13 protein-coding genes are annotated in these 13,665 nt (G+C 47.4%); 9 read left to right on the forward strand and 4 right to left on the reverse strand.

The window, feature by feature from the left end; all coding sequences use genetic code 11:
* Window positions 1-26: 26 nt before the first annotated feature.
* Window positions 27-932 (reverse strand): LysR family transcriptional regulator, encoded by a 906-nt coding sequence (locus ABN764_RS22980; RefSeq protein ID WP_021252663.1) that lies wholly within the window; start codon window positions 930-932, stop codon window positions 27-29.
* A 329-nt stretch (window positions 933-1,261) separates the two neighbouring features.
* On the opposite strand from ABN764_RS22980, the gene ABN764_RS22985 reads away from it, so the two are divergent.
* The 7 genes from ABN764_RS22985 (at window position 1,262) to ABN764_RS23015 (ending at window position 8,311) form a co-directional block, all read left to right on the forward strand.
* Window positions 1,262-1,933, forward strand: coding sequence for a succinate dehydrogenase cytochrome b558 subunit (locus ABN764_RS22985; protein ID WP_021252664.1), 672 nt, complete (start codon window positions 1,262-1,264; stop codon window positions 1,931-1,933).
* A 16-nt stretch (window positions 1,934-1,949) separates the two neighbouring features.
* A complete protein-coding gene (gene sdhA, locus ABN764_RS22990) occupies window positions 1,950-3,707 on the forward strand; it encodes a succinate dehydrogenase flavoprotein subunit (RefSeq protein WP_021252665.1) in 1,758 nt (585 codons plus the stop codon).
* Window positions 3,708-3,709: 2 nt separating this feature from the next.
* A complete protein-coding gene (gene sdhB, locus ABN764_RS22995) occupies window positions 3,710-4,474 on the forward strand; it encodes a succinate dehydrogenase iron-sulfur subunit (protein ID WP_021252666.1) in 765 nt (254 codons plus the stop codon).
* 210 nt (window positions 4,475-4,684) lie between these two features.
* Complete coding sequence (locus ABN764_RS23000; RefSeq protein ID WP_021252667.1) at window positions 4,685-5,047, forward strand: hypothetical protein; 363 nt, start codon at window positions 4,685-4,687, stop codon at window positions 5,045-5,047.
* A 305-nt stretch (window positions 5,048-5,352) separates the two neighbouring features.
* A complete protein-coding gene (locus ABN764_RS23005) occupies window positions 5,353-6,243 on the forward strand; it encodes a metallophosphoesterase (RefSeq protein ID WP_446673212.1) in 891 nt (296 codons plus the stop codon).
* Between the two features lie 144 nt (window positions 6,244-6,387).
* Window positions 6,388-7,140, forward strand: coding sequence for a metallophosphoesterase family protein (locus tag ABN764_RS23010; RefSeq protein WP_065291538.1), 753 nt, complete (start codon window positions 6,388-6,390; stop codon window positions 7,138-7,140).
* Between the two features lie 88 nt (window positions 7,141-7,228).
* Window positions 7,229-8,311, forward strand: a complete 1,083-nt coding sequence (locus tag ABN764_RS23015; RefSeq protein ID WP_446673213.1) for a DMT family transporter — start codon at window positions 7,229-7,231, stop codon at window positions 8,309-8,311.
* A gap of 294 nt (window positions 8,312-8,605) precedes the next feature.
* Here ABN764_RS23015 and ABN764_RS23020 read toward each other — a convergent pair whose 3' ends face one another.
* Window positions 8,606-9,418: a histidinol-phosphatase gene (locus ABN764_RS23020; protein WP_446673214.1), complete on the reverse strand. Its 813-nt coding sequence runs from the start codon at window positions 9,416-9,418 to the stop codon at window positions 8,606-8,608.
* Window positions 9,419-9,475: 57 nt separating this feature from the next.
* Window positions 9,476-10,378, reverse strand: a complete 903-nt coding sequence (locus tag ABN764_RS23025) for a LysR family transcriptional regulator (RefSeq protein WP_021252672.1) — start codon at window positions 10,376-10,378, stop codon at window positions 9,476-9,478.
* A gap of 324 nt (window positions 10,379-10,702) precedes the next feature.
* On the opposite strand from ABN764_RS23025, the gene ABN764_RS23030 reads away from it, so the two are divergent.
* Window positions 10,703-12,016 (forward strand): MFS transporter, encoded by a 1,314-nt coding sequence (locus ABN764_RS23030; protein WP_315747135.1) that lies wholly within the window; start codon window positions 10,703-10,705, stop codon window positions 12,014-12,016.
* Window positions 12,017-12,156: 140 nt separating this feature from the next.
* On the opposite strand, the gene ABN764_RS23035 is transcribed toward ABN764_RS23030, so the two are convergent.
* Window positions 12,157-13,008, reverse strand: coding sequence for a hypothetical protein (locus ABN764_RS23035; protein WP_446673215.1), 852 nt, complete (start codon window positions 13,006-13,008; stop codon window positions 12,157-12,159).
* Window positions 13,009-13,155: 147 nt separating this feature from the next.
* On the opposite strand from ABN764_RS23035, the gene ABN764_RS23040 reads away from it, so the two are divergent.
* Window positions 13,156-13,590 (forward strand): helix-turn-helix transcriptional regulator, encoded by a 435-nt coding sequence (locus ABN764_RS23040; protein ID WP_446673216.1) that lies wholly within the window; start codon window positions 13,156-13,158, stop codon window positions 13,588-13,590.
* Window positions 13,591-13,665 lie beyond the last annotated feature (75 nt).

The following is a 13,665-nucleotide window of genomic DNA, read 5'->3' on the forward strand; positions in this document are numbered from 1 at the left end:
TCCTTCTTTTTCCTTTCTATCCATGACTATTTCCCTAGCTGTGATAATGATGCTGCTTCCATAATTTCCTCAATAAACTGCGTAGCGACAGGACTCAGCAGTGCTTGCTCCCCATATACAATGGAAGTTACACGTTCGGTTTGCTTCAATTCCTTCAGGGGAACGGCAATCAGATCGTTATCCTTGAGCCATTCCAACCGAAGATAGGAGCGTGGCAGCAAAGCAGCTGCATGACAGGTCGTGAGCAAGCGAACTATCGCTTCGAAGGAATCGATCTCCATGCGAATATCAGGCATGATGCGATATCGGCGGAATAGATCATCGATGAGCTTGCGATACCAGGTTCCCTTAGAGAAGAGAAGCATAGGCAGACCGTCCAAGCGGGACATCGTCCAATTGCGGATGCTGGCAAGTGGATGACGGCGTGGCAGCACCAGCTGAAGATGATCCGCGAACAATGGAATGCACATCAGTCCAGGCTCACGAATCGCATCGGCGACGATGCCAAGATCAATGGATTGTTCGCGGACAAGCGAGATGATTTCATGCGTCTTGCCGGTCACAGCCTTGAGTCTTGCGTCAGGATGCTTCTCGACGAAGGAGGAGATGAACAGCGGCAGTGTCGTCTGCAGTGTGGTTAAGCTGGCCCCAATGGTGATGGACGATTGACCTTCCGCCTTGAAGGATGCAATGGACTTCAAGAAACCGAGCTGGCGATTGCGAATATCGATCGCAAATTCGTACGTAAGCTGGCCAACGCGAGTTAGCTCCAGCCGCTTGCCATTCCGGATAAACAGCTCTACACCCAGTTCTTCCTCAAGCTTCGCTACTTGCCTGGATAGGGCCGGCTGAGAGATATTCAACCGCTTTGCTGCTTGATTCAAGCTCGTCAGTTCCACAACCGCTGCGAATGATTCTAACAAATCGAGCATATTTCATAGCCTCCTACGATATGAATGATGAGCTAAGCGTAAAATGAATGGCTTCTTATGCGTTTTAGTTATAAAAGATATAAAAACATTGCAATTCCATTATAAGGGGATTCGGAGTAACATGGTAGTGTCACAAGTTGTTCACATAACTACAGAAGAGCGGTTTGCAGGAAGAACCGCGAATGTTGTCGAAAGCGGTAACAACTGCGTCATGGCAGTGGTTTTTCGTTGTGACAAATTATTGACGCTTTCGACATGCACAGGTAAAATGAGGATGTTTATTACCAAAATCTACTGGGACACAAATGGAAAGGGGAACCGGCACGCTTATGAAACGAGGATATTTTTACTCGCGCAAGCTGCACTCGCTTCTTGGAATTATTCCGCTCGGATTCTTCATTGTCGAGCACATGCTTACGAACTACGCTGCGTTCGAAGGCGGGAAGGAAGCATTTCAGGGCAGTGTCAAATTTTTGAATGAATTGCCGCTTATATTTTTCCTAGAATTGTTCGGCATCTGGCTTCCGCTTCTGTATCACGGCGTATACGGGTTGTACATTGCGTACACATCCAAGAACAACGTAGGCAATTATAATTACGGCCGTAACGTAGCTTTCTTGATGCAGCGGATAACAGGGGTCATTACATTCGTATTTGTCACATGGCATGTGTACGAAACGCGTGTTCAAATTGCGACTGGCAATATTACGCATGAGCAGCTAGGCACATACATGCACGACATAATTACTTCTCCAGTTATGTTTATCATATATTTGGTCGGTGCGATTTCTGCATCCTATCATTTTACGAACGGATTGTGGGCTTTCCTCGTAAGTTGGGGCATTACGGTTGGACCACGCGCACAAAATGTATCCGCAAAAATCTGCATGGGCTTGTTCATTATTATGGCAGTCATGTTCACATTGTCGTTAATCGGATTCCGCTCTGCAGAGTTCCAAGCAGCGGAAGCAGTTCAATCTATTATTCCATTCATCGGTTAAGGGAGGGTGACGCATTATGGCAAAACAGAACATTATCGTCGTTGGCGGAGGACTTGCTGGTCTAATGGCAACGATCAAAGCAGCGGAAGCAGGCGTTCACGTCGACCTTTTTTCTTTAGTTCCTGTGAAACGTTCTCACTCCGTCTGTGCGCAGGGCGGAATTAACGGCGCGGTAAATACGAAGGGTGAAGGAGATTCCCCTTGGGAGCACTTCGATGACACGGTATATGGGGGAGACTTCCTGGCGAACCAGCCTCCTGTAAAAGCGATGTGTGAAGCAGCGCCTGGCATCATCCACTTGATGGATCGTATGGGCGTTATGTTCAGCCGTACGCCAGAGGGCTTGCTTGACTTCCGCCGCTTCGGCGGGACGCAATATCACCGCACAGCTTTTGCTGGAGCTACAACGGGCCAGCAGCTGCTGTATGCGCTTGATGAGCAAGTGCGCCGCTGGGAGGCAGAGGGGCTTGTAACGAAGTATGAGCATTGGGAATTCCTCTCTGCCATCGTGGATGATGAAGGCGTATGCCGAGGCATTACAGCGCAGGACTTGCGCAGCATGAACATTACGCACTTCGCTGCGGATGCTGTTATTTTGGCGACAGGCGGACCAGGGATTGTCTTCGGCAAAACAACGAACTCGGTCATTAATACCGGGACTGCGGCCAGCGCAGTGTATCAACAAGGCGTTCGTTATGCGAATGGGGAATTCATTCAAATTCACCCGACAGCCATCCCGGGAGATGACAAGCTCCGTCTTATGTCTGAATCGGCTCGCGGTGAGGGCGGTCGTATCTGGACGTATAAGGACGGCAAGCCATGGTACTTCCTTGAAGAGAAATATCCGGCTTACGGGAACCTCGTTCCGCGTGATATTGCGACTCGCGAAATCTTCCATGTGTGCGTAGATGAGAAGCTGGGCATCAATGGCGAGAACATGGTCTATCTCGATCTGTCGCATAAAGATCCGAAGGAGCTGGACGTGAAGCTCGGTGGCATTATTGAAATTTATGAAAAATTCATGGGTGACGACCCGCGCAAGATACCAATGAAAATCTTCCCTGCGGTGCATTACTCAATGGGCGGCATGTGGGTCGACTACAACCAGATGACAAATATCAAGGGCTTGTTCGCAGCAGGTGAGTGTGAATACCAGTACCACGGAGCGAACCGTCTTGGAGCGAACTCGCTGTTGTCAGCGATCTTCGGCGGCATGGTGTCCGGACCTAAAGCAGTAGAGTATGTCCGTGGCTTGAGCAAAGCGACAGAGGATGTATCGGCAAGCGTATTTGAACGTGAAGCAAAGCTGAGAACGTCCCAGTATGAGGACTTGCTCAAGATGGACGGTACGGAAAATGCGTACGTCATCCATAAGGAACTGGGCGAATGGATGACCAACAATATGACTGTCGTTCGCTACAATAACAAGCTGGAAGATACAATCAACAAGATTAAGGAATTGAAGCAGCGTTACAGCAAAATCAACATGACGGATACGGCTCGCTGGAGCAACCAAGGGGTAGCCTTCACTCGTCAGTTGTGGAATATGCTGGAGCTGTCGGAAGCCATGACGAAGAGTGCGCTGCTTCGCAACGAAAGCCGTGGGGCACATTACAAGCCTGATTTCCCGGATCGCAATGATGAGCAGTTCCTGAAGACGACAATTGCGTCATGGTCCCCAGAGGGACCTGAAATTTCATACGAAGACGTGGATGTATCGCTTATCAAACCGCGCAAGCGTGACTATACGGCGAACAAGAAGAAAGGGGAATAACGATGGCGGAAGCTGTGGCACAATCCAAAAAAGTCAAGTTGATCGTGACGCGTCAGGATGCGCCGGACGCGCAGCCGTACACGGAAGAATTCGAGATCCCATATCGCCCGAATATGAACGTCATTAGCGCATTAATGGAAATCCAACGGAATCCTGTGGATGCAGCTGGTAAATCAACTGCTCCGGTATGCTGGGAATCGAACTGTCTTGAAGAAGTGTGCGGAGCTTGTTCTATGGTCATTAACGGCAAGCCGAGACAGGCTTGCTCCGCGTTGATCGATAAGCTCGAACAGCCGATTCGAATTGCTCCAATGAAGACGTTCCCAGTTGTTCGTGACCTCGTGATCAACCGTCAGCGTATGTTCGATGCGTTGAAGAAAGTCAAGGCATGGATTCCGATTGACGGTACGTATGACCTCGGGCCTGGGCCTCGTATGGCAGAGACGAAGCGACAATGGGCGTATGAATTGTCGAAGTGTATGACCTGTGGTGTCTGCCTGGAAGCCTGTCCGAATGTAAATGAGAAGACGAGCTTCATCGGGCCTGCTCCGATCTCGCAGGTTCGACTGTTCAATGCGCATCCGACAGGAGAAATGAATAAGGACGAGCGCTTGGAACAATTGCTTGAGGACGGCGGTATTGAAGGGTGCGGCAATTCCCAGAACTGTGTCCGTTCTTGTCCGAAGGAAATTCCGCTTACGACATCTATTGCTGAGATGAATAAAGACACAACGAAGCTGATGTTCAAACGCTGGTTTATGCAATAAAGTAAGGTAGGAGCGCCCCGAATAGGGGCGCTTTTTTGTACCAGATAATTCGGATATCCACGTATGACGTTATGAGCGTGAAACAAGTCAAAGCGAAGCAAAAAATTTTTAAGAAAAATTTGTATTCCACAACTGAATTTTCGATTATAGTATTGGTTAACAACTTGAATGTGCGCTGGAAGCTTGTGAAGATGACTAGGGGGTGCCGAGTTGATAGTCCATTTGCCAATACAGGACACGAACAGCTGGTACGAGAACAGCCTCTTCAGTAAGGTGAAACTGCTGGTGGACGAGTGGGATCCACTAGGACTGCGGGCGCTTGGGGCGCCGGACGATGAATACGATTGCCTTACCGCGTACATAGTCAAGCTTAGTGCTGCCAACTCGGACATGAAGATGACGGAAGAGGCGCTGGAACAATGCATGGAGGAGCATTTCGGAATTGGGCCTTCCATCATGGAGAGGGAAAGGCTTCAGCGTTGGAGAACGAGTGTTTCAATGTTTTGTAAGCGTTTAGATTCGCTAATCGAGCATGCGGCTCAGCCGTATGTGGAGTATTATTCACCAGGATAATGGAAGCGCAATCAATTCGTGGAGATTGATACAGGCAATGGACTGCCGGCCCTATTATAGTGGTCGGCAGTTGTTGTATAGAAGAAGCGAAATAGGAATAGTGTGATGTGACACAATACGCTCTGATAGCCAAACAGGCTCTTTACTCCAAACGAATGGGAACATGGATAAATCGACCCTCACTAGGATTTGCATTGAATACCGAGCTGATTCATAATAAAAGGACGAGACAGGATAGTCATACATAGGAATCGGCGTTTACTGAATGCAAGAGGTAAAGGTAGGGGATAGCTATAAAATCTCCAATGACGAGAGACACGAATCCGAATTCAGTTGCGAATCCGGGAAGACGGCGTTTACTGCGCATGATGGTAGGGGCAGTAATAACAATGCCTATGGCGGTTGGGGGCTATGCCAGATACATTGAGCCTAATAATATTCGGCAGCGTAAGCTTGAGCTGGATATTCACGCACTGCCGGCTTCCTTCAATGGGCTGACCATAGCGCATATATCAGATATCCATTACGGACATCATCTAAGTGAATCGAAGCTTGCGAGCATTGTCCAAGATGTACAAGCCAATCAACCGGATGTGATATGCATTACAGGAGATATCGTTGATAATGGGGATGTGGTTCCAGCCGAGATTGTACCAATCCTCCGCCAACTGCGTGCACCATATGGTTCCTATGCTGTGCTTGGCAATCATGACTATCGGGGAAGAGGCGCAAAAGCTGTGGAGAATGCGCTGCAAACGGCAGGAATCCGCGTGCTGCGGAATGACAATGTGATACTCAGGCGGAATCATGAAGTGCTCGTTCTGGCGGGAATCGACGACGCATTGGAAGGGATTCCTGATATGACGCGTGCTATGCAAGGGATATCGGGTAAGATGTGTTGTATTCTGCTCGCCCATGAACCGGATTGGGGAACGGTTGCCCTTAACTATCAAGTTGATCTTCAATTGTCTGGTCATAGTCATGGAGGTCAGGTTCGTGTGCCACTGTTGGGCCCCTTGTTCCTTCCAACTTTAGGTGAGCGGTACCCAGATGGATTATACATGCTAGAGCGTGTAGATAGACCGGATCGCCCACTTCACATTTATACGAGCAGAGGATTGGGGACGACGTTTCTGCCCGTTCGCTTGCTGTGCCCGCCGGAATGGACCTTGCTTACCTTGCGATCAATTGGATAAGGTTTATGCATAAGTAGCCCGTTTGAGGCATAGCAAAGATATATTAGTAGGAGTAGGGTCACATGGCTATTCGTGATGATCAGTAGTATTCGGCTTATCCCCTTAGGGTGTATAATGCTGATATTAGGGAGGAGACGAAGCGACATGCAGTCTATAGCTATCATTTCCGATATACATGGGAATTTACAGGCGCTAGAAGCCGTGCTTAATGATATTCAGCGACAAGGCGCTGATAAAATATACTGCCTAGGCGATTTAGTGGGGAAAGGGCCAAACCCCGTAGAAGTTGTTGATATGTTGTTTGAATATTGCGATGTCATCGTCAAAGGGAATTGGGATGAGCTTGTTCGGCAGATTGAAGATGACGAGCAATTCCGCTGGCATGCACAGCGGCTTGGTTCAGAGCGGTTAGCCCGTCTGGAACGGCTTCCTTTCTCTTATGACTTCAATATGAGTGGGCGTCATATTCGCCTGTTCCATGCTTCCCCACAGAGTGTGTTCACTCGTGTGCAACCATGGGATGCTCCGGAAAAGCGTCTGGCCATGTTCGATTTCACTGCATCATTGACGGAACCGCTCCATCCATGCCAATCACCAGACGTGGTCATTTATGGGGACATTCATAATGCATTCTTGCAGCATTTTAGAGGGAATACGTTAGTGAATTGCGGTAGTGTTGGCAACCCGCTGGACATGACGCAAGCCTCTTATGTGATGCTGGAGGGCTATTTCGGGCAAGTTCAGCAAAGTGAGTTCTCTATACATTTCCACCGAGTTCCCTATGATATTGAGCAGGCTGTTCGAGCTGCGGAAATGAGTGATATGCCTGGAGTGAAGCCGTACGTGCGAGAGCTGCGTACCGGGGTATATCGCGGGCTGCAACAGAACGAAGAATAATTACTGGAAATGATTGTTGTCAGCGTACATTCATGCTAGGATAGAATAGGTCAATGACGATGCCGCCCTAATTAGGGCGGCATTATTGTTGCACATTCAACTAGAACTTAATGTGAGCGAAGCGGATCAGAGCATGATCGACTCGCAGCATTATGGACAAGAGGCGGCGGAAGCCGCACGAAAGGTGGATACATCAGTGACAGCGCAGAAATGGTTCACTCACCCTGTAGGCATGACCGTAAGTGCGATCATTGCTACATTGTTGTGGGGAAGCGCGATGCCGGCGATTAAGCTCGGGTATGAAGCACTCAAGATTGGCTCGGACGCGGCTTATGAACAATGGGTATTTGCAGGATATCGATTTGCTTTGGCTGGACTTATGCTCATTCTATTGACTGCTTGCATGAATCGTGGAACGCGAGCTGATGGGGTTCATTACGGTCAGTCTCGGCGTGTTGGCTGGCGAGTCACACGTCTTGCAGTCATACAGACTTTTTTGCAGTATATTTTCTTCTATATAGGCCTAAGCTTAAGTACCGGAATGAAAGGCGCGATTATTACTGGCGCAACCTCCTTCTTCCAAATGGTCATTGCACGGATGGTTGATCGCAGTGAAAGCTTCACATTCGGCAAGATACTCGGATTAGGCTTGGGATTCGCGGGCGTTATTATTGTAACCTTCAGTAATACAGGCGGCGCAGGTATGTCATTTGGCATTGGTGATGTGTGCCTGATATTATCGGCATTGTTCGGTGCGATAGGGAATGTGCTGGCGCGCCATGAGTCGCGTGATTTGCCGGTATTGTGGCTGACTGGACGCCAGATGGCTCTAGGGGGAATTGGGCTTATTCTGGTAGGTGCATGGCGTGCAGGTTTCGCTCCCTTTCAATGGGATGTCTCATCCTTGCTGCTGCTCCTCTATCTGGCCTTCTTGTCGGCAGCGGGATTCAGCTTGTGGAATTTGATTATGAAATATAATCAGGTAGGGAAAGTATCGATGTTCCTCTTCCTCATTCCGTTGTTTGGAGTACTATTATCCGCATGGCTGTTGAATGAATCTTGGAATGGTGGGACATTGGCAGCACTTGGCCTTGTTGTTGCAGGGATCATTGTGGTGAATCGATCTTCTGCAGAGAAGTCTGCTCGCAAGGCAGTTCAGAGGTCGGTTTAACACAGGCTTAATAATTTGTTACACAATGGTAATATTCCTGTTAACGTTGGTTAATGTACAGAGGGTATATTAATAACAAGACCCCCTTTTGATGAATATATATCCCTTGAGACGGATCTGTGAGATACAGGTCCCTTTTTTTTGTCCTTAACTCCGTATCATAAAAGAAAGATGCAGCTAGAGCACTGCATGAACTTCGTATCCCGATGAAGTTCCTTATGCCCCAGAAGCATCTTTATGTTGCGCGTGATATATAACTATAATAATCGAACTATGGTCGTGCCTCCTGACAAGTTATTCAATGGGTACGACCTGTTTCTGCTTCTCTTTATAATACACCCAGTACGTAAATCCGATTTCCTTCAGCCGAGAGCGGACATCCTCCCAGTCCTCGCCGACGCGGGAAGGCTTATGCGCATCCGAGCCAAAGCTAACTTCGACTCCGAAATGAAGGGCACGTTCCAAGATGGCGTCCGCTGGATACCAGCCGCCGCTCAGCTTTGTTTTCCCGGATGTATTGATTTCGATGGCAACGCCGCATTCTGCAATGACCTTCAAGGTATCGTCGATAATGTCAGGGGCTTGAATGTCCGAGAACGGGGGATAGTTGCCCTTCATGGCGTCAATATGGCCTAAAATTTGAAACATGCCTGTGCGAGCAGAGTCACGAATCATCTCATAATAGGTCCGTTTTTCAGCAATTTGCTGCTCAGCGTTTAGCTTCTTCCATCTGTTTTTATTGAAAATGCTGACGCCATTTGTGCTGTGAACGGAGCCAATAATGTAGTCAAATGGATACTGTGCTAACGTCTTACGATAGGTTTCCGCATGTTCAGGGAAATAATCTGACTCGATGCCCAGCAGCACGTCGATGCGGCCTTCGTATTCCTTTTTGAGGCGCAGCACCTCGTCTACATAGTTGTGGAAATCGCTTTTGGCCATCGTAATATTCGGATGCGGATGATCTTCATCCTGGCCAAAATAGGGCGTGTGATCGGATATGCCAATAACGTGAAGTCCATGGGCGATCCCTGCCTCAATATACTCACGGATGTTGCCATCTGCATGACCGCAGCGAAAATGATGAGTGTGCAAATCGAATTTCATAGCTTCCCCTCCTGTTCATTGAGTGGTAGTGTCATATCTACGAAGTGAGCGGTATCGTTACTCGGAACCGATGAACTGGGTTTCAGGCATGCCCTTCACATCATTTAAAAATTGCTGCATGGCAGAATTCAAGTAACGGCCTGAGCGATACATAACCCCAACAGGATGAGCGGTTTCGAGTTCATGAATTTGAACGATCTTCAGCGTGCCGCGACGCAATTCACTGCTGACCGATAGCTTGGAGATGATACCCGCTCCAAGATTCAACTCGGCCATCCGCTTCACTTCCTCACTGCTGGATAACTCCATAACGATATGAGGAGTGATATTGTATTGGCGGAAGGTTTCTTCGGCGAACCTGCGGCCTACAGTATCAGGCGACAATAGAATGAGCGGAACTTCCTTCAGCATATCAACCGTTGCATGCTCATGCTTGGCCAGCGGATGGTCTGGACAGACGACGAGTTCGAACGAATCGTAGTAGAGCACAGACGTATTCAGATTCGGATTCGGTTCGTTCAAATATCCGATGCCAATATCAACGGTGCCATTCTCGATATGGGCCATGATCTGTGAGGATGACATGGACATAATGGTCGTCTTAATGAGTGGAAATTGATCCTGAAAATAGGAAAGAATCCGCGGCAGGATTTGAATAGCAATCGAAGTCGTTGTACCTAGAACAATATGCCCTTGCGGAATTTGGTTCAAATCACTCAGCTTCTGTTTAACTTCGTCGACGATATCTAAGATGCGCGTTGCATGCTCTAAAAATACTTTGCCGCTGTCTGTCAGGGTGACAGGTTGGTTGCGGTCAATAAGCACTGTTTTGAACTCATCCTCCAAGCTTTTGATCTGAGCGGACACGGCAGGTTGAGTCAGGTTAAGCAATTCGCCTGCCTTGCGGAAGCTCATCGTCTTGGAAATGGTAATTAGTGTTTCCAACTGGCTTAAATTCATGACTGTTTCCCCCTTTCTTGCCTATTTTGACATAGGACTAAAATATGGTGTGAGATGTGTACACGGTGGTGAATATGTAAAATCCGAAATAGGGTGTGAGAACGGAGCTTCAATACAATTTATCGCTTTTGTTGTACTAATAAAATGTTTTTCTCATTATACATTAGATTAGTTAAGGAAGCTATGCCGATGAGCAATGTTTACCAATGCGGCAGCTTATATGAAAACTTAATAATTGAAATAGTTGACCGCCGCGCAGGCCATGCCGCACAATGAAATGAAGACGTTCTCGACAACGTTACGTTATAGCTTAGGGGGAAAACAATGCGTTCGAAACAGGTTCGCAGTTGGATGATGTATGATTGGGCGAATTCCGCTTTTGCGACAACGATGTTGGCGGCAGTTCTCCCTATCTTTTATCAGTCTGTGGCTGCTTCAGGACTTCCGAATCATGAGGCGACGAGCTATTGGGCTTTTACACAGACGATCGGCATGATCCTTGTCGCACTGCTGTCTCCGATATTGGGAGCAATGGCTGATCTATCACGCCGCAAGATGGCATTTTTGCGCGTCTTTGCGATTTGCGGCTCGGTGGCTTGTATGCTTCTGTTCTTCGCGGGAAATGGAGATTGGCTGTATGTATCGGTACTGTTTATTTTGGCAACGATAGGCTTTTCTGGAGGCAATACGTTTTATGACTCTCTCCTGCCCGAGATTGCAGCACCAGATGAGCGGGACGAAATATCTGCCAAAGGGTATATGTACGGATACATCGGTGGCGGTGTGCTGCTGGCGGTCAACATTGTCATGCTTGAGAAATGGGAGATGCTAGGGTTTCCGAATAAGCTCGTTGCCACGCAGACCGTATTTTTGTCCGTAGGAATATGGTGGCTGCTCTTCTCATTGCCAATATTCCGCCACTTGCAGGATCCTGTGCGTACAGATCGGCAATCGGTGTCTTATTACACGAAGCAAGGTTTCGGCCGGCTAGCTCAAACGATTAGGCGGGTGAAGCATTACCCTGAGCTATTGAAGTATATGGTGTCCTTCTGGTTTTTCAATGACGGCATCTCCACGATTATCGGAATGGCGGCGATATATGGTGCTGGGATGGGCATTCAGACGAGCCATCTCATTATTGCGCTGCTTATTACCCAGTTCGTCGGAATCCCGTTCACCTACTTGTTTGCGAAGTTCGCCCGCAGGTTAGGTTCTAAGCGTTCCTTGTACGTATCACTTAGTACGTATATCGTCATCGTGTTCTTTGGTTATTTTATGACAACAGCGCTTCATTTCTACATCCTGGCCTTCCTTGTTGGCATGGTGCAAGGGGGAAGTCAGGCAGTAGCGCGTTCTGTTTACAGTCAGATGGTGCCGATTAGCCGCGCATCTGAATTTTTCGGGTTCCTCAGTTTATCGAGCAAAGTGTCTGCTTCCATCGGTCCGGCCGTCTTTGGCATGGTAGGCTTAATGACCGGTTCTACACGCCTGGCAATCTTGTCTATCCTGGCCTTCTTCATTATCGGGATTATTTTGCTTGCATTCGTAGATATTGAGAAAGGGCGCAAGGAAGCAGCGATGGAGGAGGACACTTGGAATACAAATGCATCAGGGGGCAAGGGGATACCTGTCCATTAATAGAAAGACCCTAATCCGTATGTTCGTACTGCTTTGCGCAGAGGGGTACCGGATAGGGTCTTTCTTTTTGCGTTATCTCGGTGTTAGAGACTACGTATTCATTGGATAAAGGATTACCCGTTCAATAGAAGGAGCCATGCTTACGTTGTCATAATCATCCACCATTGCTTGTCATACGCTTCCAACTCAACCTCTTTCAGTCCCAAGTTCGACTCAGCAACCCACTCTCTGACCAATTGAATATATGCACTGTGGAACTCTGAAGAATACCCCATTTGCTCATATCCAGCATAGGTGCAGTTGTCAAAAATGAGATAGCCCCCTTTTTTCAATAGTTTCATGCAAGTATCGATAATGTTGATGAATGGCTCAAAGGCTGCCTTTCGTAGTTCTCCTCGATTGTGATAGCTCATCACAGCTTGAAGTAATTGAGGCTCGATATCCCACCAATTATTGTTGACGGTATCGATACCCTCGATATCTGCAATTATCGTCTGTATAATATCATTAATCGCATGATGGAAAGAAATGACTTCGAAAGAATGAGGCTCATAATACTGCAATAAATTGTTCCCGTTATCTTCAATAATTTTGACTTGGATGTCCAAGTCAGCCGTTTTTTGCATGAACTGCTGAGATAGCTCTTTATTCAGATTTGCTGTCACATACGTTGCACCATTGGAGAACGCATGTAGTGCTCTTGGAATACATACCGTATCACCTGCAGCTATTTCGTATAGGGATGCATGGGATTGGATGCCCAGCTCAACAAGTAAATGGTACCAAGCTGCAGAGTAATAAAATTCGACTAATTCATGACTCCATTGGCGAGATAGGTCAATTGGACTTCGCATGATTTGATTTAATAAGCTTTCGATTTCTTCAGTGTTCATTTCTTGAAGTTGTGAGCGTAAGGCTGTAGGGAGATACTGTTCGAGATGTGGGGGGAAGTTCCCAATCTTATAATACTTGGCCAGTTCCTGCACGTTCATGAATGTCACCCCATTACCAATATTTTATTACATTCTAAGAGATAGCCGTGTAAGGAAATGAACGAATCTTGCTCAATTTAGGGGAGTCAATCTAGCGTCTAGGTTTAACAGGGGATGAAACGATAAATCGCAGAAAGAGAATGATCCATGGATAACCTGGTGAGTAGTATCTATAAAGCGACGGAATTCATAGAGAGCAATCTGTCCAGAAAAATAACATTGGATGAGATTGCGGATGCTTGCTATATATCGAAATACCATTTGCATCGGGCGATGAGTGCTGCTGCACGCCGTCCGTTGATGGATTATGTAAGGGCGAGAAGACTGGCCTCTAGTCTGGATATGCTGCTGCATAGCAACTATCCTATTCTACATATCGCGCAGGAATATGGCTTCGAATACGAACAGTCTTATATACGGGCTTTTGTAAGTGAATATGGGCTGACGCCATCTAAGTTCAGAAAAGGGTGCTTTACTGTTAATCTTACTGAAAAAATAAACATCGCCGAATTTATACAATTGGACAATGGCATCGTTTTTCGAGACAGGATTCGTGTTGAAGCCGGCCTTCTATTTAGTTGAGCGGATTCCTTCTTCTTTGAATCGATTGACGTCTCAGTAGCTAATGATCATTACTGCGAAGTCAAATTGTATGTT

It is taken from the genome of Paenibacillus wuxiensis, assembly GCF_040195695.1.
GTDB classification, from domain to species: domain Bacteria; phylum Bacillota; class Bacilli; order Paenibacillales; family Paenibacillaceae; genus Paenibacillus_B; species Paenibacillus_B suaedae.

What these genes read in the sequence shown, in the direction of transcription:
- ABN764_RS22980 (WP_021252663.1), bottom strand. Translation starts at nt 932, where the DNA reads ATGCTCGATTTGTTAGAATCATTCGCAGCGGTTGTGGAACTGACGAGC.
- ABN764_RS22985 (WP_021252664.1), top strand. Translation starts at nt 1,262, where the DNA reads ATGAAACGAGGATATTTTTACTCGCGCAAGCTGCACTCGCTTCTTGGA.
- sdhA (WP_021252665.1), top strand. Translation starts at nt 1,950, where the DNA reads ATGGCAAAACAGAACATTATCGTCGTTGGCGGAGGACTTGCTGGTCTA.
- sdhB (WP_021252666.1), top strand. Translation starts at nt 3,710, where the DNA reads ATGGCGGAAGCTGTGGCACAATCCAAAAAAGTCAAGTTGATCGTGACG.
- ABN764_RS23005 (WP_446673212.1), top strand. Translation starts at nt 5,353, where the DNA reads ATGACGAGAGACACGAATCCGAATTCAGTTGCGAATCCGGGAAGACGG.
- ABN764_RS23010 (WP_065291538.1), top strand. Translation starts at nt 6,388, where the DNA reads ATGCAGTCTATAGCTATCATTTCCGATATACATGGGAATTTACAGGCG.
- ABN764_RS23020 (WP_446673214.1), bottom strand. Translation starts at nt 9,418, where the DNA reads ATGAAATTCGATTTGCACACTCATCATTTTCGCTGCGGTCATGCAGAT.
- ABN764_RS23025 (WP_021252672.1), bottom strand. Translation starts at nt 10,378, where the DNA reads ATGAATTTAAGCCAGTTGGAAACACTAATTACCATTTCCAAGACGATG.
- ABN764_RS23030 (WP_315747135.1), top strand. Translation starts at nt 10,703, where the DNA reads ATGCGTTCGAAACAGGTTCGCAGTTGGATGATGTATGATTGGGCGAAT.
- ABN764_RS23035 (WP_446673215.1), bottom strand. Translation starts at nt 13,008, where the DNA reads ATGAACGTGCAGGAACTGGCCAAGTATTATAAGATTGGGAACTTCCCC.
- ABN764_RS23040 (WP_446673216.1), top strand. Translation starts at nt 13,156, where the DNA reads ATGGATAACCTGGTGAGTAGTATCTATAAAGCGACGGAATTCATAGAG.